Source organism: Pseudomonas sp. 2957, assembly GCF_031456345.1.
GTDB lineage: Bacteria > Pseudomonadota > Gammaproteobacteria > Pseudomonadales > Pseudomonadaceae > Aquipseudomonas > Aquipseudomonas siliginis.
On record NZ_JAVDUL010000002.1, the window covers coordinates 965,533 to 984,430 of the forward strand.

At 61.0% G+C, this 18,898-nt stretch carries 15 protein-coding genes and 2 pseudogenes; 4 read left to right on the plus strand and 13 right to left on the minus strand.

The features are described from left to right. Window positions 1-176: 176 nt before the first annotated feature. From J2Y39_RS09830 to J2Y39_RS09860, 7 genes are all read right to left on the minus strand, one after another. Window positions 177-1,292 carry a hypothetical protein gene (locus tag J2Y39_RS09830; protein ID WP_305381150.1) on the minus strand — a complete coding sequence of 372 codons (1,116 nt, stop codon included), beginning with the start codon at window positions 1,290-1,292 and terminating at the stop codon, window positions 177-179. Next, window positions 1,282-4,866: a toxin VasX gene (locus tag J2Y39_RS09835; protein WP_310217101.1), complete on the minus strand. Its 3,585-nt coding sequence runs from the start codon at window positions 4,864-4,866 to the stop codon at window positions 1,282-1,284. The genes J2Y39_RS09830 and J2Y39_RS09835 overlap by 11 nt, the downstream gene beginning before the upstream one ends. Then, on the minus strand, window positions 4,863-5,729 hold the full coding sequence (locus J2Y39_RS09840; protein ID WP_310217103.1) for a DUF4123 domain-containing protein: 867 nt from the start codon (window positions 5,727-5,729) through the stop codon (window positions 4,863-4,865). Before J2Y39_RS09840 ends, J2Y39_RS09835 begins: the two co-directional genes overlap by 4 nt. After that, a complete protein-coding gene (tssI, locus tag J2Y39_RS09845; RefSeq protein WP_310217106.1) occupies window positions 5,726-7,729 on the minus strand; it encodes a type VI secretion system tip protein TssI/VgrG in 2,004 nt (667 codons plus the stop codon). The genes J2Y39_RS09840 and tssI overlap by 4 nt, the downstream gene beginning before the upstream one ends. A 270-nt stretch (window positions 7,730-7,999) precedes the next feature. After that, complete coding sequence (locus tag J2Y39_RS09850; RefSeq protein WP_310217109.1) at window positions 8,000-8,956, minus strand: zinc-binding alcohol dehydrogenase family protein; 957 nt, start codon at window positions 8,954-8,956, stop codon at window positions 8,000-8,002. 31 nt (window positions 8,957-8,987) lie between these two features. Further along, window positions 8,988-9,161, minus strand: a complete 174-nt coding sequence (locus tag J2Y39_RS09855) for a DUF1427 family protein (RefSeq protein ID WP_073471384.1) — start codon at window positions 9,159-9,161, stop codon at window positions 8,988-8,990. 211 nt (window positions 9,162-9,372) lie between these two features. After that, a complete protein-coding gene (locus J2Y39_RS09860) occupies window positions 9,373-10,140 on the minus strand; it encodes a helix-turn-helix transcriptional regulator (RefSeq protein ID WP_252876621.1) in 768 nt (255 codons plus the stop codon). A gap of 146 nt (window positions 10,141-10,286) precedes the next feature. On the opposite strand from J2Y39_RS09860, the gene J2Y39_RS09865 reads away from it, so the two are divergent. Together J2Y39_RS09865 and J2Y39_RS09870 are read left to right on the plus strand one after the other, a co-directional pair. Then, window positions 10,287-10,514, plus strand: a complete 228-nt coding sequence (locus tag J2Y39_RS09865; RefSeq protein WP_016775403.1) for a DUF6555 family protein — start codon at window positions 10,287-10,289, stop codon at window positions 10,512-10,514. A 49-nt stretch (window positions 10,515-10,563) separates the two neighbouring features. Continuing rightward, window positions 10,564-10,836, plus strand: coding sequence for a hypothetical protein (locus J2Y39_RS09870; RefSeq protein ID WP_056791362.1), 273 nt, complete (start codon window positions 10,564-10,566; stop codon window positions 10,834-10,836). A gap of 22 nt (window positions 10,837-10,858) precedes the next feature. On the opposite strand, the gene J2Y39_RS09875 is transcribed toward J2Y39_RS09870, so the two are convergent. The 3 genes from J2Y39_RS09875 to J2Y39_RS09885 form a co-directional block, all read right to left on the minus strand. Beyond that, the gene (locus J2Y39_RS09875) at window positions 10,859-11,026 is read right to left on the minus strand and encodes a metallothionein (protein WP_016775405.1); all 168 of its coding nucleotides are present in this window, start codon (window positions 11,024-11,026) and stop codon (window positions 10,859-10,861) included. 687 nt (window positions 11,027-11,713) lie between these two features. Then, complete coding sequence (locus tag J2Y39_RS09880; RefSeq protein ID WP_236169375.1) at window positions 11,714-12,166, minus strand: DMT family transporter; 453 nt, start codon at window positions 12,164-12,166, stop codon at window positions 11,714-11,716. A gap of 3 nt (window positions 12,167-12,169) precedes the next feature. Further along, window positions 12,170-12,655 carry a DMT family transporter gene (locus J2Y39_RS09885; protein ID WP_310217117.1) on the minus strand — a complete coding sequence of 162 codons (486 nt, stop codon included), beginning with the start codon at window positions 12,653-12,655 and terminating at the stop codon, window positions 12,170-12,172. 113 nt (window positions 12,656-12,768) lie between these two features. Here J2Y39_RS09885 and J2Y39_RS09890 point away from each other — a divergent pair, with 113 nt between their 5' ends. Beyond that, on the plus strand, window positions 12,769-13,704 hold the full coding sequence (locus J2Y39_RS09890; RefSeq protein WP_258706965.1) for a LysR family transcriptional regulator: 936 nt from the start codon (window positions 12,769-12,771) through the stop codon (window positions 13,702-13,704). Window positions 13,705-13,905: 201 nt separating this feature from the next. Here J2Y39_RS09890 and J2Y39_RS26470 read toward each other — a convergent pair whose 3' ends face one another. The 3 genes and pseudogenes from J2Y39_RS26470 to J2Y39_RS09900 form a co-directional block, all read right to left on the minus strand. Further along, entirely contained in the window at window positions 13,906-14,727 is an 822-nt protein-coding gene (locus tag J2Y39_RS26470) for a methyl-accepting chemotaxis protein (RefSeq protein ID WP_370695145.1), read from the minus strand. A gap of 36 nt (window positions 14,728-14,763) precedes the next feature. Continuing rightward, window positions 14,764-15,588 (minus strand): annotated as a pseudogene (locus tag J2Y39_RS26475) (cache domain-containing protein); the annotation flags it as partial. A 202-nt stretch (window positions 15,589-15,790) separates the two neighbouring features. Continuing rightward, complete coding sequence (locus J2Y39_RS09900; RefSeq protein ID WP_056791374.1) at window positions 15,791-17,107, minus strand: Na+/H+ antiporter family protein; 1,317 nt, start codon at window positions 17,105-17,107, stop codon at window positions 15,791-15,793. Window positions 17,108-18,729: 1,622 nt separating this feature from the next. Here J2Y39_RS09900 and J2Y39_RS26480 point away from each other — a divergent pair. Then, window positions 18,730-18,876: pseudogene (locus J2Y39_RS26480) on the plus strand (HAMP domain-containing protein); the annotation flags it as partial. Window positions 18,877-18,898 lie beyond the last annotated feature (22 nt).

The following is an 18,898-nucleotide window of genomic DNA, read 5'->3' on the forward strand; positions in this document are numbered from 1 at the left end:
GACCGACCCGGTAGCAACAACTGAGAAATGGCCGCCACCCCGAGGGTCTCCCACCTCGGCCAAGATCAACAGAAACATCCGCATCCAGCGCGGTCCCCTGTGGGAGCGAGCCTGCTCGCGAAGGCGCTCAAACAGGCAAAAAACCTCCCCTCCTCTGGTCACAAAACTGCTCTGCATCAGTCCACAGCCCGCCTGCAAACCTCAGCAAAAATCTGTGTAATCGGCCGATGCGGCTGGCGCTTGTGCATCCGCCGCACTTGTTCACCCAGTCGCAACAACTCTTCACTGGGCTTGGCCCATTGCTCTTTCGGCAGCGGCTCGGACCAGGCGCGCATGACTTCCGGCAGCGCCTGCTTGCCGATTCTTTCGAGTCGGCGCACTTCCCATTCGACCAAACGGTTTGGAATCGTCCATAAAGTCATGACGTGATACAGGTACCAAAAGAACCCCGACAGCCGCGAGCGGCGGCCTTCACGAATCTGCTGGTGCATCCGCGCGCGGGCGTTACGGAAAGTGTGCAGGCCTTCGTAGGGCGGGTCGTCCGGGCCTTGCAGATCCTGCAAATCCTGAATTGATTTGAGGTCGTTGACTTCGTACTCCATGTAACCGCGAATCGCCTCCCAATGGCTGATCGCGAGCTCCAGGCCGGCGCATTGGAATTCCTGGCTTATGAGGGTTTCACCTTGGTAGAAACCGATGCCCATGCCGTATTGGCGGTGGATGCCGAACTGGGTGGCGCCTTTGGCTTCGATGATCCAGGCAGACAGCGATTCCCATGGGACGAAGACTGGCTCGATGGCGCCTTCGGGCATGAAGCAGACTTCGCGGCGTTGGCGGTTGAAGCGGGTTGGGATGAGGGAGAGGCGCTTTTTGTGGACGTGGTGCCAGACGCCGAGGCCGATGAACAGGGTCAAGGGGCCGCAAATTAACTCATTTTCCAATGCCACTTCGAATACACCTACCATTGATTCCCAAATTGCCTCGTTCCCATAGCCAAAAAGAATTCCTAGCAAGCCCGTGAACAAAGGAAATAAAACGAGCACCATAAAAGTGCCTGCGGTCGTTCCGCCGAAAATTAGCTGCCATGGGAATACCTCCAGTGAGCCGAGACCAAAATCCATGTATCCGTCATTGAACGCTCCGATATGAGGTCCGTAAGGCGGCATTGATGTAGGTAATGGCAACGGTGCGAGATAGGTAATCTTCCCGCTAGGAAACGGCTCAATATCGCCCGCTTTTTTAACCCCCTCATATTCCGAACTGGAAAGAGGATTACTGCGATTATTCAGCATGGTCAGCCCATTCGAGGTATTGAGTTTCTACCAGCAAAACCGGAGGATTGTCTTTAACCGAGCCAGGAGTTACTACAGCAAAATGACCGCTATCCAGAGGGTCAATATGAATCACGCGCGTTCTTGACTCCGCCCCACCTTTGCCATTGACGGTCTGGATACATATGGCAAGTTCGAGCGTTTCCTTTGCAGGCGTATAGTCAGAATCGTGACGGATGGGGTACTGAAGACAAAGCACCAAACCATCTGTCGATGACTTCACGATTCGCAGACTGCTCAATATCTCCTCACTAATGACTTCCTTGCGTACTTGCGGCACACCGCGACCATGCAGCGGTGCAACAAGTCTATGGCCACCGATTCCCAAGCGTTGACTCGGTTTACCGTTTAACGGTGGCAGAAGATCATTTAGTGCCAGCCTCGGCAGAACCAAATGGATATCACTGGGTTTGGCGCCAAATAATAAAGTCTTCAGCCAGGTGTCACTGGGATCAGGTCCTGATTGGGCGTAAGGAGCGTGTATCAAAAACGCCAGATAATTTTGATAGTCATCCAGAGAGTGGTCTCCGCGCATCTCGTCATCACGGCTCCAAGGCGTAATTTTCAGCCACTTCTCATGGGCAGAAAGGTTGTAACGATTGAACAGCCAAGTACCGACGAACTCCAGCACGGTGAACAACGCACCGGCCAAATTGAAGCGAAAGAACACTAAAGAAAGACGTGTACCAGCTGCAGCCCAAGCGGCCGTGCGTGCCGAGCTATTAGGTGCAGTGAACACTTTGAAAGAAGCGTAGACAGTGTTACTCGCTCCATATCCGTTAGCTGCAACCATACCTGCGGCGCCCAACGTTGCCAGCGCAGCCGCCCTTTGCTCAGATGGAGTGCCACTGCGGATCGCGTCTTGCCATTTTCGATCCTGGTTTCCGAGGCTGGTAATAGAAGTTCTTAAACCAAAAAAATAAGTAAAAAAGCCCAAACCAACATGCAACTTACCCATTTGCACACGAACCTGTTGCAACGCTTCAAGCTGCAAACTCCCAACTAGACTCGTGCTGCGAGCCTTCAAAGCTGTATCAGCAAGCCCCTGTGCAGCGGTAAAACCCGCCGCGCCTGTCGCGGCAAGGGCCGCGGAAAACTCCGCCCGTTTCTTCCTGTCCCTCGTCTGCTTCATCACCTCCCGATACGCCCCCACCAAATTCACCACCTGCACCAACACCACCAACAACCCCATCCCCTCCGTCCGCACCAGACTCGCCTTCGAAACCCCCGCCACCCCCGCGCGAATGTTTTCCAGCAACCCGCGCAATTCCCCGTGCTGCGCCGGCGGAAACACCACCGTCACGCCCGCTTTCGCCGGGGTGGCGCCATACAGCCGTGCCGAGCGATCCGGCAGTTCATCAATCGGGCTCAACGCCGCCGCGAGGCGGCCTTCGAACAGCGCCAATTGCGTGCGCACGCGGACGATTTCCTGCTGCAATTCCACCGCCCGGGCGGTTTTGTGGCCTTGGCGGTTTTTATTGTGGGTGAGCTGGTTGCGTTCGCGGTTGAGGGTTTTCAGGTAGTCGCGTTCGCGCAGCACTTCCTTGATCGTGGCTTGCAGCGCCGCTTGCTCCGCCGGGGTGGACACGGTGAAGGTCACGCCGCTGGTTCGCGCGGCGTCGAACACGCGCAGGCGCAGGGCTTTGGGCAGGCGCTGGAACAGTTCGTCGAGGTCGGGAATTTTCTCGCCGGCGAGATCAAAGCCTTCCAGCGCCCGGCTCAGGCCGAGGTTCAGCGCCGGGCTGTAGGTGTCCTGCACGGCATCGGCGAGGACGCGGCTGTGTGCCGGCAGATCATCCAGCGCGGGCAGCTGCGGCTGCTCGATGCTCTGCAATTTGGCCAGCCAGTCCGGCAGGTTGTTGAACATCGCCATGCCGGCGTTGAACAGCGTTGAATATTGCCCGGCCTGTTCGGTCTGCAAACGCAGCGACAAGGTGTAGAACAACGGGCGGGTCAGTTGCGGGTGTTGTTCGAGGTAATCGAGCATTTGTTCGTTGGCCGCGTCGCTGCGGCCGATGTCCTTGAGGCAGGCGTATTCGCTGGCGAGCGCCTGATCGATCTGCACTTGACCGTCGAAATACCACGCCGAGCGATGGAAACGCCCGGCGCACAGCAGTTGCGCGCGGTCGGCGGTGATGCGTTCGAGCAGGCGATTCCAGCGTCCGAGGTTGTCGCGATGACTGTTGAGCACCTCGTCCATGGCCGGGCGGTCGATCAGGTCGTTGATGCCGCGCTTGCCGCTGAGCAGCGGGCCGTCGAGAACGTCCTTCATGCGCCGGCTCTGATCCTTGCCGAGCTCGACCAGTGTGCTGAGGTGGCGCTCGACGAAATCGGCCGGGGCGACTTCAGCAAAATATTCACGGGTGTAAAAGCGTCGGTCCGCCTCGGCGGTGACGCGAGCGTGCGCGGTGAAATCCGGGGCAACGCCGTCGAAGCGGTTCAGCGCCAATGACTCGTCCAAAGCCTTTTCGCGCTGTTGCTGCAGTTCAGGTCGAGCCTGGGTATCGGTCGGGACAACCTCACCACCCTTGTTCAAATAGTCGAGCAGCGCCTGCCGGGTATTTTCCCGATCCGGCTCGGGCAATTGCTCCAGTTCAGCAAACAATGCCTGGGCGCGCGGATCGTCGCTGGCCTTGGCCAAGGAGTCGAAATCCTGAGCGCCGAGCTGGCTCAGCGACTCGATGTAACTGGCCAGCAGATAGTCGCGCTCGTTGTTGTCGGTGTTGCTCCACTGCTCGATCCAGCCGACCACCAGGTCCTGATAATCAGCCAGATCGCGCATCACGCCGAGGTCGTCGTTGACCAGCAGAAACAGCGTGTCGTCCTGATATGGCCCGCGCACCCGCCCGAGAAATTCGCCGATATGCGCCTCGCGAAAACGTCGCGGGTTTTCCCACAGATAGGGTTCGCGTTCGTGCTCCGGCGCATCGCTGACCTGCACCGTCGGCATCCGCGTGGCGTCCGCCTCGGCCAGCGGTTTCGCTGTGCAGGCCACTTCCGCCAGCCACTGTTTGGCCTGGGCCACGGTGAGCAGATGCTCGCCGCCGATCAGACAATGCACCGGGCCGAGATCGACCGCCTGCATGAAGTGCTCGCGTTCCTCCGCGCTGTCCAGCACCTGTCGGCACTTCGCCGCGCTCAACTGCACATCGGCGAAGGTCACGTAGAGCGTGCTTTTGCGCGAGAAGATCAACGCCGGACGTTCTTCGATGGCGCTGCGCTGATCCTCGCTGACGCTTTTGCCGCGATGCAGCAATGCGCTGATGACGCCTTCCAGCACGCGGTATTCGTAGAGCTCACCGCTGAGGCTGTCGACGATGTACAGCCAACCGTCGCGCAGGCGGCGGATGCCCATGGGGCGCGCGGTCAGGGTGTACGGCAGCGTGAATTCGGTGCTGGGGTCGAAGGGTTTTTCCACCACGCCGTACGCGAGGGGCAGCAGTTGCACGTGGGTGTTGCGCAAGGGGCAGGCGGCGGGACCGATGATCGGGGCTTTGGACGCGGCGGCTGCCGCAAGGTCGGCGGGATGGTTCATGGTCGGACTCTTTCAGACGCCCATTGGCGGGCCATTGAAACGGCCAGCGTCAAGCGCTCACCGATCGGTTGCAGGGAGGGCTCGTGTAGCAAGTGCTGGATCTGCGGATGCTGATCCGGATCAGCACCATTGAGAGACGCGACAAGGTTGGCGAAGTAAAGCCATTCCGATTGGCTGCTCAGGCCGAGCGCGCTGGCTTTTGCCTCGATTTGTTCCAGAAGCATCCAACGTTCAGCGATGGTTTCCCCGGTATGAAACCGGGGAAAATATTCAAGCAAATACGCATCGACTTGTAGCAACACCCGCCGCCGATCCACCCGATCCAGCGCGGCATCCTGCTCCGCACTCAACCGATACGGCGCCACCAGCGCCACACCCTGCCCGTGCCGAGGTCGCTGAAAGTGCCAGACTCCCCGCGCGCCATCCGCCGTGACCACGCAACCCAGCGGCCCGAACAGACTCGCATCGCCGCTGGCAAACAGCGCCTGCGCCACCGCGGCATCCGCCAGGCGCAACAACACCGGCGAGCCGACCGGCAACTCGACGATCAGCAACTGACGCAAGTGCGCGACTATTTCATGCGCCGGCGCGGTGCTGAACAACAGCACGCCCCATTCCTGTTGGGCGTGCTGGCGATAAAACCGCGCTACCGGATCGTCAGCGTCAGCGAGCGCCACCAGCAGCGGCGAGACGTCACGCAGGGCCGAAAACGGTGGCTGGTCGTACAGCGCGAAAGCGTTGGCGGCGGGGTCGAGCCTTCGCAGTTGCGCCGGCAAATCCGCGATCGTCGCACCGTCGAGCAGCACAAACGCCTGCTGCTCAGCCCACGGCACACCTTCAGGCCAATCCGTCAAAAGGCTCATGCCTGGGCCGCCTCGCAAATCAGGCAACGCGAGGTCCGCGTGGTCAGCAGCGCATGCCGTTGCTGCACGGCATCGAACGTCGCCTTGAGCAACGGCGCAGCCCCCGGTAGCAACGGTTCCGCTGGCAGACACACCGTCGGCGCCCCGCCCTGCACCACCGGCACACTGCTGAAAATGCCGGCCGCGCCGACCGTCAGCCAATGCCCGCCAGCAGCCAGGGTGATCTGCAGGCCGCTGTTGAAAACCACCTGCTCGCCCGCGCCGAAATGCAGCTGCTGCGCGGCACTGACGCGCTGGCTGGCGACCCGCACATGCTGCTCGCCCTGCACCCACAGATGATCGTCCTGCTTGAGTTCAGTCAGGCGATTGCCATGGGTCAGATGATGTTCTTCGTCGCGCAACTCAAGGCTGGAGACGCCGCCAATCACTTGGCTGTGCAGGTTGTCGATCTGCACACGCAAGTCATTGAGCACGTGCTGCACCAAGTCGCGCTGCGCCCTGATGGAGATTTCTTCCGCGCCTTGCCGGTCCTCGATGCGCAGTTCGTTGTAACCACCGCCACCGGGACTGCTCTGGCTGCGCCAGATGCTACGCGTCTGTTGCGCCGGCAGGTCCAGTGGCACCGGGGTTTCGGCGTTGGGCAGGCAGGCGAGCACATGCGGTTTGTCCGGATCGCCATCGGTGAACCCCACTAGCACTTCCATACCGACGCGAGGAATCTGCACGCTGCCGTAGCGGTCATGTGCCCAGGCAGTGGCCACGCGCAGCCAGCAACTTGACTGTTCATCACGCTGGCCGTCGCGATCCCAGAGCATTTGCACTTTCACGCGGCCGTAGGCATCGCTGTAGATTTCTTCGCCGGGCGGGCCGGTCACCACCGCCAGCTGACTGCCGCTGACGCGCGGTTTGACATGCCTGAGCTGCGGGCGAAACACCACGTCCCACGGTGTCGCGACGAAATGGTTGCGATAGCCCTGACTGAAACCATCAGCGTCGACCTGCTCGGTGAACGCTTCTTCGAGCACTTGCGGCTGTTTGCCGATGTGCTCGACCTCGGTCAGCAACCATAAATCGTTGCAGTCGGCGCGCGAGTAATCCGCCATGGTCATGAAACTGCCGCCGCGCATCAGCGCCTGATTGCTGCGCCCGTTAGCCAGACGATAGTCGGCACCATGGCGCTCCAGCGCACGCTGGCTGAGGTGTTTGCCGCGCTCGCGATGGGTGAACTGCCCGGGAAACTCATAATCTTCCAGCAGCGGAACTTGCGCTGCACTGACCTTGGCGTCCAACTGCACTGCGGGCTTTTCGAAGTGATAATCGCGGCGCTCGACGATGTTGGAGCGTGGCTCCAGGCGCACAGTGAACTGGTCGATAACCGGCGCATCGGCAACCAGGCCGTTGCCCTGCACATAGCGCGTCGTCACGTCGTGTTTGAGGAACGCCGTTTGATCGTCGCCGAACACCAACAGGTGCGCCTCACGGCGGTGGCGGAAGTGAAAGTGCAGGCCCTCCTCTTCGCACAGCCTCTGGATGAAGTGCAGATCTGATTCCTGGTATTGCACGCAATACACCCGCGCCGGGTACTCGGCGCTGAGCTGAAAATGCCAGGCATCGGCCTGCATGCCGTGATCGCTCAACACATTGGCGATGATCTGCGGCACGCTCAGGTTCTGGAAAATCCGCTGATTGCGCCGATGCGCGAGGTAGGCAAGATGTGGCGCCAGGGTGATCTGGTAACGGCTCAGCCGAACACCGCAATCACCCTGGCCGACCCGATAGACCAGCCCGTGCATGCCGCTACCGTCGGCACCGAAACAGAGAAAGGCCGGCCGATGCAGCAAGCCTTCCAGATCCACATCGGGCCGCTCGCTGACCAGCTCGAGATCCAGTTCATAGGTCTGGTTGAGCACTTCCCGGGTGCGAAAACCGAACACTTGAAGATCGTGGGCAACGCCTTCTATCTCGAGAGTGAAAACAACGGGCCTGCCAGCGATGCGCATCCACCTGTCCCTGTGTCTGATTGAAAGACGGGACTGTGCAACGGTGCACTGCAATGGGTGAAGTCAGAGGTTTCCCTGTTTTGCCGGTCTGCGAGCGAAAAGGACGTGGCCCACAGAGAAACGCTCGGGATCCTACGGAAATGATCCCGAATCCTATGCCTTTCCCCTGTGAGAGCGAGCCTGCTCGCGAAAGCGGTGTGTCAGTCGCCGACCGTTTAACTGATCTACCGTCATCGCGAGCAGGCTCGCTCCCACAGGGATTTGCGTGAATCAGGGCAGCAAGATGATCTTGTCGCCACCACCTTGATTGACCTCAGCATAGCGCGCCGGCCCTTCAGACAGCCGCACCTCCACCAAGCCCTGCGGCAGCGGCAAGCGGTCCTCATCGAAGAAGCGCCCGAACTGCTCGAGCATCGCCGCGCACGCCTCAACGCCGTACAACAACGAATTGATCCCGACCACCGAGCCGCCCTTGCGATACAGCGCCAGCGCCGGCAATTGCACATGGCCGTCGACCGGTGCGGCGATGATGGCGATGCGGCCGAAGGTCGCCAGTGCGGCGACCGAGGCCGGCAGCCAGAAACCGGTGGTGTCGAAGATCACATCGGCGCCGCCGCGATACACCGCATTGACCTGGGCACCGAGGTCTTCTGGCTTATCCAGTTGAATCGTCTGATAGCCCTGCTGCTGCAGATCCGCGACCTGCTCGGGCCGGCGCGCCGCCGCCAGCAATTGCGCGCCGCGCACTTTTGCCAGGGCCAAAGCCGCAGTTGCCACTGCCCCGCCGCCGATCACCAGCAAACGTGTATCGGCGCTGACCAGGCTGCGTCCCAACGCATCCCACGCCGTGGTGTACGGCACGCCCAAGCTGGCCGCTTGGGCGAAACTCAGATGCACCGGTTTGTGCGCCACGCCGCTCGCCGGAAGTTTGACGAATTGCGCATGGGCGCCGTCGGCGAAGAAGCCCAGCTCGCGGCCGGTACCCCAGACTTCCTGACCGATCAACGCTTGCGGCCCCTCGACCACCACCCCGGCAAAATCCCGCCCCGGAACCCGTGGCAGTGTGGTGTAAGGGAAACGCCCAAGGACGTTTTTCACATCGCTGGGATTGAGCCCGGCAGCCTTGATCTGCACCAGCACTTCATCGGCGCCGGACACCGGGGTCGGAACGTCGACGAAACGCAGGGAAGACAGGTCGCCGGTCTGATCGAATTGCAACGCTTTCATGGGCACATCCACCGAAAAGAAAAAGGGAAATTCAGGACAACCAGCCAGCGACCAGTTGCCGGCCCAGCGGCCACAACTGCTCACCGGCCAACATGCCAAGCAGACCGACCAGCGCGATGGCCGGTGGGGCGGGAGAACGGAAATCGAGCGCGCCGTAGAGCAGGCCGACGCCCAGGCCGATGGCCAGAGAAATGAGGTAGTTCATGAAAGGAACTCCGCCGCGATAAGTGATGGGCAGAGTCTAGGGAATGAGCCGGAGCGGTATCGGCCAAGGACTTCTGAATTTCGGACAAACCTTCTGCAGCCGCCATAGAACCGTGTGGGAGCGAGCCTGCTCGCGAATGCGGTCTTCCAGTCAGCACTTCATTGCCTGGTGCAAAGCTTTCGCGAGCAGGCTCGCTCCCACATGGATCTGTTCAAGTTGCCGAGAATTGCGAAGGCGCTACGCCAAGTTCCCGGCGAAACATGTCGCTGAAACTGCTCGGTGAATAACCCAGTTCGCGAGCAATGACGCTCACCGCCACGCCCTGAATCAATGCTGCCACCGCCGTCGCCAACTGCACCTGCCGTCGCCATTCGGCGAAGCCCATGCCGAGGCTGTCCTTGAACAACCGCGCCAGCGTGCGCACGCTGGCCCCGGCGTTTTCTGCATGCTGCTCGAACGGGATCTCCAGCGACGGCGCGGCCATCACCGCCTGACACAGATTCATCAAACGCCGGTCGGACTCATCTGGCAGGGGAATCTTCAGTTGCGAACGCCTTGCCCGGCGCAATTCCAGCAACGCCAGCCCGACCAGCGCATCGTAATACTCAGCCTCGCCGTCATCGTCCTGCGCCACCAGTCCGACGATCAACTCGCGCAGCAAACCACCGACTTCGATCACCTGCACCGTCGCATCCAGCGTCGCCGCCAGCGCCGGGCGCAGGTAGATATTGCGCATCTGCAAATCCGACACCACACGAATCCCGTGCGGCACCCCCGGCGGCAACCACACCGCCCGCTGCGGCGGCACCACCAGCGCTTCGTGCGGGGTTTCGACCCACATCACCCCGCTCATCGCATACAGCAACTGCCCCCAGACATGCTCGTGCGGCTCGATGAACAAACCACGCGGATACGTCCGCGCCAGCGGTTGCACGGGCACATCGGTGTCGGTCAGATCAGGGGGCGCGGCGAGGGCCATGGCGAGCGTTCACAGGGGGTTGGCGAAGCCGCCATGGTAACCAGCACGCCGCGCCCTCGCCAACGATAGATACCGTCGGACAATCCGAATGAATTTTCCCGGCACAGCGCGATCCGTTTAATACCACAGGGAGGAATTCGGGCTTTATGAACAACGCAAAACTTTACGTCATCGACTACACACTGCATGGCACCCCCAAGTCGTTCATTATCCGCTCGGACAAAATGGACAACGCCGAAGCCTGGCATTGGGCAAGCTGCGACGCGGGCGTGGGTCGCATCCCGCGCTTCGGCCGCGAGAAAGTGCAAAAGACCAGCAAACCGATGGCAGAAAAATTCGGCCTGGAAAACGTCACCTGGCGCCAGACCAACTGACCCCACCGCCTCCACCGCAGGCTTGGCAATCGACAGGGGGAATCGACCGATGACCGACACTTATCACACGGCCCGACTGGACTACGGCCTGACCACCTTCTTCGGCCAGATCACCAAAACGGTGAATTGCGCAGTCGCACTGGAAACGGTCGCGGATGACCCTTACCGCTTCACCTTGTGCGTCCAGGCACCGGTACCGGAAGACCTCCACCAAGCCAAGGTTGTGGTGGTCAAGGTCGAAGGGCGAACACTGCAAGGCACGGTGAGGCACTTTGAACGACAGGAAGACGACAGTCTGAAAATGGAAGTGGAGCCTGATTAGGCTCCACTTTTTTTTGCCCCGCTTATTTCGGATGAGCGCAACCGCAGCCCTTCATCGCACATTCTTCACCGTGTTTGTGGTGATGAGCGCAAGCCTCGCAGCAATAGTGTTTACCGTGTACAGCGTAGGAATGTTCGCCTTCTTTGATCGTGCAGTTGCAGCCCGGGCAGTCGCATTTTTTATCGGACATGGGACAGACTCCTTGCGTAGTGGTTGTCTGAGGCTTGAGTGGTAAGCCGTAAGGGACAGTGTAGAAGGTGGTGTTGCAGGCTGACCAACTGTTGAGAGATTGGGCGACGCAGAGATGGCTTTCGCGAGCAGGCTCGCTCCCACCAGAACGACATCGCGCTGCACAGACCTGCACATGACATCAAAAGCCCCTCACCCTAGCCCTCTCCCTGTATGTACCGAATCCATAATCGATAAGGTCTTTCAGTTCGCTGTATAACGCGAAACAACTCGGTCGGCTCCCTCTCCCTCGGGAGAGGGCTGGGGTGAGGGGCGAATCCCGGCACAAAACCAAAGCCAGACACCACCCGCTCCTGACCACTCAACACAATGAGCGCAAGCTCGAGTACCGCCCTTGATCTTGCCGTGCCGGCCCCATCGGCAGGCTGAGTGGAGGGATCGATCCGGGCGTGGGAGCGCAGCGACCGTTTGGCGCAGCCAAACACAGCGAGTGTAGGTGCAGCGAAGCAAACCGGAGCCGCTGCGCCAGGATCGATCCCGCAGCGAAGGAACCCCGAGCCCCAGCGAGCGGGCCGAACGCCGGGGCCAAGCCTTTTGGTTACTTTTTGGCGTCTGAAAAAGTGACCCGCTGTAAGAGCGGAACCGTAATCAGCAACAACCGCAGCAACGGATATGTACTCAAATCCAATCACTCAGAACGCAAACTGCTCCGATACATAAACACCAAAGCCACCGCCAGACACACCATCGCCAACATCCGACTCGGAGACAAGCCGATCGCCGGATTCCCCAACCAGCCAAAATTGTCGATCAACATCCCCATCCCCAACTGCCCGACAATCACCGCCACCGTCGCCACAGCCGTCCCGACCACCGGCACCGCGCCAACCATCACCATCATGTACACCACACCAAACAGCGCCCCGGTCAACTGCCACTTCGGCACCTCAAGCAGACTCACCGCCTGCGCCGGCTCGAAAAACAGAATCAACAACCCGGTCACCACTGCGCCCACCGCAAAGGTCAGCAGACTGCTACGCAGCACCCCCACCGTTTCACCCAGACGCCCATTGATCGCGGCCTGCACACTCAACACCGCACCGGCCAATACCACCACCGCCAACAAAATCACCAGACCCATCATTCACCCCCGCGCAATCAGAACCAAAGCCACCACAATCAAGCCCAACGCCAGCCAGCGCTCGCCGTTGACCTTCTTGCGCGTCGCGCCGAACCAGCCGAAATGGTCGATCAGCACACTCTTGCCGACCTGACCGGACAAAATCGCAATCATCGTCATGGCAATGCCGATGTGCGGCGTCGCCAGCGTCAGCACCACCACGTAGATCGGCCCGAGAAAACCGCCGATCAACTGCCAGCGCGGCAACTGGGTCAGCGCCGGACCTTTCTGTGGGCCGGCGAACAGCAAGAGCAAAAACAGAATTGCCGAACCCACGCCGAAGATGCTCAACGTCGCCCACAAATGCCCGACCTGCTCACCCAGCGGCCCGAGCAATCCGGCTTCTACCGACAAGCCCATGCCAGCGAGAATCACCAGCGGCAGCAACAGCAGACGCAACACCGAGCTTTTCACCGGTGCAGCAACCACCCCTTCAGCCAACGACTGCATACATAACCTTCCACGCTCAAAAACAATGGCGCGGATTATCGGCTGGCGCCGCTGTGCGATAAATGGGAGCATCCGGACAACACTTTTGCGCAACACGCACAGCGAGACACGGCATGCACGGGCTCAACGAACTCGGATTCAAAGCGTTAAGGCTGTTTGTGGCGGTCCTCGACCACGGCAGTTTTTCCGAAGTCGCCCGCCGCGAAGGGGTCGCGCCCTCCTCGATTTCGCGGCAGATCCAGTTGATGGAACAGGCGCTGAACCAGCAATTGCTCTACCGCCACACCCGCGCCGTCACGCCGACTGAAGCCGGGCGCACGCTCGGCCACCATGCGCGGTTACTGCTGGTGCAATTGGAAGAAGCCGAGCAGGCGTTGCAGGAACAGCAAAGCGAGCCCACCGGACTGGTGCGCATCAACGCCCCGGTGGTGTTCGGCCAGCGCCATCTGACGCCCTGGCTGGGCGAGCTCTGCGCGCGCTATCCGAAGCTGCAACTGGATATCCAGCAAACCGACCATTACGTCGACCCGCTACAGGAAGGCGCCGACCTGCTGTTTCGCATCGGCGCGCTGCACGATTCGAGCATGCAGGCACGCATTGTGGCGCCGCACCGTTTTCAGGTCGCCGCCAGCCCGGCCTACCTCAAACGCCACGGCACGCCGCAGCACCCGGACGAACTCGCGCAACATCAGTGCCTGGCCTATAAAGGCGCGGCCGGTCAGCAGCGTTGGTTTTTCCGCCGCGACGGCGAGGACTGGACGCCATACACGGTCAGAGGCCCGATCACCGGCAACCACGCCGACACCCTGACCCAGGCCGCTCAGCAAGGCCTCGGGCTGGTGATGTTTCCGTCGTGGCTGATTGGCGAAGCGGTGCGCGAAGGCACACTGGTGCCGGTGCTGGGGGAATATCAGGTCTCGAACAGCCTGGAACCGCAGCAGATCGCCGTGCTGTGGCCGGGGAGCCGACGGCTGTCGGTGAAGGTGAGGACGGTAATTGATTTTTTTGTCGAGTGCTTTGGCGAGATTCCCTATTGGGACAGAGCCTGAAGATCAAGAGCCCCCTCACCCTGGCCCTCTCCCTGAGGGAGAGGGAACCGACCGAGGTGTCCCACCTACTGCATCGACCTGAAAAACCGCGTCGATTATGGATTCAAAGCAGGACTTTCAGGTCGGCGTAATCCCGCAATATTCCCCAATCGGTTCCCTCTCCCTCTGGGAGAGGGCTAGGGTGAGGGGCTTTTCAGGCCATCAGATACGGAACTGCCCCACCAGCTTGCCCAACCGCTGCCCCAGCTCCGCCAGACTGCGCGACGTTTGCGCGCCCAGTTGCGTTTCATCGGCGACGCTGTCCACCGCCACGGCAATCTGATGCACGCTGCGGTTGATCTCTTCGGCCACCGCCGTCTGCTCTTCCGCTGCGCTGGCGATCTGCGCGTTCATCGAGTTGATCGTCGCGATCAACTGCGCCATGGCGTCCAGCGATGCGCCAGCCTGATTGGCTTGCTGCGAAGTGCCGTCGCCGGCCTCGCTGGAACGGCGCATCGCTTCGACCGCCTGCTGCGTGCCGGCCTGCAAGCGGTCGATCATGCCCTGGATTTCCTGGGTGCTGATCTGCGTGCGGCTGGCCAGTGCGCGTACTTCGTCCGCAACCACCGCAAACCCGCGCCCGGCCTCACCGGCGCGCGCCGCTTCGATCGCGGCGTTGAGCGCGAGCAGGTTGGTCTGCTCGGCAATCGAACGAATCACCCCAAGCACGCCGACAATCGAACTGACGTCCTGCTGCAGGCTGTCCAGCGACACGCCGCTGTTGCGGATGTCGTCGACCAGTGCATGAATCTGTTTGATGCTGCCCGCGACCACGCGCTTGGCGCTCTGGCCTTCTTCGTCGGTCTGCTGAGCGGCGACGGCGGCGTTCTGTGCGCTCTTGGCGACTTCCTGGGCGGCGGCGGACATTTCGTTGATCGCCGTGGCGACCTGATCGGTTTCGTGGCGTTGACGCTCCATGGCCTGATCGGAACGCTGCGCCTGTTCCGAGACCTGGGTGACCAGACCGGTCAGTTGCGTGGTCATCTCGGTGATCTGCCGCACCAGGCCGTGGATCTTGTCGACGAAACGATTGAACGAGCCGGCCAGTTCGCCTAGTTCGTCCTGACTGGTGATGTTCAGGCGCCGGGTCAGGTCGCCCTCGCCCGCCGCGATGTCGTCGAGGTTGGCTTTCATCAGGGTCAGCGGGCGCAGAATGGTGTTGGCCAGCAGCATGCCCGCCGCCGCGATCACCAACAGCACCAGCACCGCAACGCCGACAATGCTCAGCACCACGCCTTGCACGCGCTCCTGCACTTGCGCCTCGACCTGCGCCACTTGCGCTTCGATGCCGTCGAGGTTGACCGAAGTACCGACCGCCATGTCCCACTTCGGCAGGTATTCGGTGTAGCCGAGTTTCGGCACCAGCACCTTGGCGTTACCCGGCAGCGGTGAGCTGTATTGCAGATAGTGGGTGCCGTCCTTGGCCACTTTGACCAGGCCGAGGTTGACGTAGACGCCGTTCGGATCGCGGTTGTCCTTGAAGCTTTTGCCCACGCCGTCGGGGTCGTTGGCCTTGAACAGGCGCACGGTTTCGGAGTCGTAGCCGAAGAAGTAGCCATCCTTGCCGTAGCGGATGCCCGAGAGCAATTTGATCGCCTGCGCCCGCGCCGCGTCGTCGCCCGGTGCGGCGGCGTCGTACAGCGGTTTGATCGTGGTCATGGCCACGGCGACGTAACTTTGCAGGGTGGCCTTGGCGTCGCTGAGCAGCCGCTCGCGGGTCTGTTCGACCTCCTTGCGCGCCTGTTCCTGGAGGATGAACAGCGTGGTCACGCTGATGACCAGCGCAAAGAGCAGCACCGGCAGAACGGCAAGGGACAGGACTTTAGCCTTGAGACTCAGGCGCATCGGGGGACTCACTCTTTTGATTTTGTTGGCGTGGTTAAAGGCTTTAACGGCACGCCGGGGCAAAAGTTGAGTCTTGAAACATCGCCGCCCCCCCTGTGGGAGCGAGCCTGCTCGCGAAAGCGTTGGCTCAGCAACCTGTGTGTCGACTGACACGACGCCTTCGCGAGCAGGCTCGCTCCCACATGGGGCAATTGTGGATTTTTTAGAGAACCATCGCCGCAACCCAGCCAAACACCAGCAGCGGCAGGTTGTAGTGCAGGAAGGTCGGCACGACGGTGTCCCAGATGTGGTGATGCTGGCCGTCGATGTTCAGGCCCGAGGTCGGGCCGAGGGTCGAGTCCGAGGCCGGCGAACCGGCATCGCCCAGCGCACCGGCAGTGCCAACGATGCAGACGATGGCGATCGGGCTGAAGCCCAGTTGCACGCACAACGGCACGAAAATCGCCGCCAGAATCGGCACGGTGGAGAACGACGAACCGATGCCCATGGTCACCAGCAAGCCCACCAGCAGCATCAACAAAGCCCCGACGCCTTTGCTGTGATTGATCCAGGCCGCCGACGATTCGACCAGCGTCTGCACCTGCCCGGTGGCCTTCATCACTTCGGCAAAACCTGAGGCGGCGATCATGATGAAGCCGATCATCGCCATCATTTTCATGCCTTCGGTGAACAGGTCATCGGTCTCGCGCCATTTGACGATGCCCGACACCGAGAAAATCAGGAACCCGACCAGAGCGCCGATAATCATCGAGTCCAACAGCAACTGCACGACAAACGCCGAAGCGATGGCCACACCGGCGATCATCAGGCTCAGCGGGTTGTAGTGCACCGCCGTCTGCTCGACCTGTTCGATTTTGGCCAGGTCATAAACGCGCTTCTTGCGGTAGCTGATGAACGCGATCGCCAGTCCGAAAACCATGCCCAGCGCCGGAATGCCCATGGCGTGGGTGACATTGATGCCGCTGATGTCGACGCCGCTGCGGGCGACGTTGGCCAGCAGGATTTCGTTGAGGAAGATGTTGCCGAAACCCACCGGCAGAAACATGTACGGGGTGATCAGGCCAAAGGTCATGACGCAGGCGATCAGACGGCGATCGAGTTGCAGCTTGGTCAGTACATATAGAAGTGGTGGCACCAGCAGCGGAATGAAGGCGATGTGGATCGGCAGGATGTTCTGCGAGGCAATCGCCACCACCCACAGCAGGCCGATCAGCAGCCATTTGACGTTACCGCCGCCGGTTGCGTGCTGCCGATCCACCATCGCCAAAGCCTTGTCGGCCAGCGCATGGGCCAGGCCGGATTTGGCAATCGCCACGGCGAACGCGCCGAGCAAGGCGTACGACAACGCCACGGTCGCGCCACCGCCCAGGCCGCTGTTGAACGCCTTGAGTGTTGCGTCGATGCCCAGACCGCCGGTCAGGCCACCGACCAGCGCCCCGACGATCAGCGCGATCACCACATGCACGCGCGACAGGCTGAGGATCAGCATGACGCCGACGGCTGCTATGACTGCATTCATTTCACTACCTCAAAAAACACTGCGGGTGAAAACACACCGCCAGACAGGATGAGTCCGCCCGGGGTTGGCCGGCGGAGGTGTACAGAGGGTCTTATTAGAGGGCGCGCACTGTGCCGCAGAGTGGCGGCGCTGTCAAAGCTCTATGGTGAGGGGATTGATCGTTCCCACGCTCTGCGTGGGAATGCAGCCCGGGACGCTCCGCGTCCCTTCCAGAGCCGAACGCGGAGCGTCCGTTGAGGCATTCCCACGCAGAGCGTGGAAACGATCATCACCCTATACGCAAATGTCACGACTGCTTCGCAGCCGAACGGGGATAAATCCCCTCGCCACAGGACCACAGGATCACAGGATCACAGGATCACAGGACCACAGGCCCCGCATGCGGCAATCGGTCATATTGCGCTCACGGCATAAAGAAAGCCGAAACGCGGCCGCTACAGTGCAAAGTCTCAGATATTTATCGGATAAGGATGTTTTCCATGTCGCTCAGACAACTTTCCATCCAGTGGAAAATCACCCTGCTCGCCGGCCTCTGCCTGGCCGGTATCGTGACCCTGTTGGTCGGTCTTTCGCTGTATCGCATGGAACACAGCTCGGCGCTGGTCAAGGCCTCGAGCATGGAGATGCTCACCGAGTCGGCGCAGGCGCGGATCGAATCGCAAGGTGAAGTGCAGGCCGCCGGCATTCGTCAGCAATTCATGGACGCCTATCAGTACGGCCACGGTTTCTCGCGGCAGGTACTGTTTTTGCGTGAGCAGGCCGAGAAGCGCTTTCTCGATGCCTTCGACCTGCGCGAGGACATGACCCGTCAGGTCAAATCCGCGCTGCAAGCCAACCCGGACCTGCTCGGCCTGTCGCTGGTGTTCGAAGCCAATGCGCTGGACGGCAAGGACGAACTGTTCGCCGATCAGGCTGAACTGGGCAGCAACGACAAGGGCCGTTTTGCCCTGTACTGGTCGCAGCCGACCCCGGGCAAAGTCACCTCGATGGCGCTGCCGGAAAGCGACATGAGCGACACCAGCACCGGCCCCAGCGGTCAGGCCGCCAACGCCTGGTTCACCTGCCCGCGCACCACGCTCAAACCCTGCGTGATCGAGCCGTACTTCTATGTCATCGATGGCCAGAAAGTGCTGATGACCAGCATCGTCTTCCCGCTGCAGGTCAATGGCAAAGTCATCGCCTCGCTGTCGGTCGACATCAACCTCAACAGCCTGCAAGCGATCAGCCAGAACGCCAGCCGCAAGCTTTACGACGGTCAGACCGCCGTCAGTATTGTCAGCCCCGCCGGCCTGCTCGCCGGTTACAGCCCGGATGCCGGCAAACTCAGCCAGCGCCTGGATGCGGTAGATCAGGCCAGCGGCAGCGAGTTGCTGCGCCTGCTCGCCTCGAGCACTGGCGTGAGCAGCCTGCACAGCAACGGCCAGTTGAAAGTGCTGTCGCCGTTCCAGCCGATTCCCGACGGACCGGCGTGGGGCGTGTTGCTCGATGTGCCGGAGCAAGTCCTGGTCAGCCGCGCCGAAGCGCTCAAGCAGCAACTGGATGCGAGCAATACCTCAGGCACGCTGATCGAACTGAGCCTCGGCCTGTTCGCCGCCCTCATCGGTCTGCTGCTGGTGTGGCTGATGGCGCGCAGCGTGACCAAACCGATTCTCGGTGTGGCGCACATGCTTGAAGACATCGCCAGCGGCGAAGGCGACCTGACCCGGCGCCTGGCCTACGACAAGCAGGACGAGCTCGGCCAGTTGGCCGGTTGGTTCAACAAGTTCCTCGACAAGTTGCAGCCGATCATCG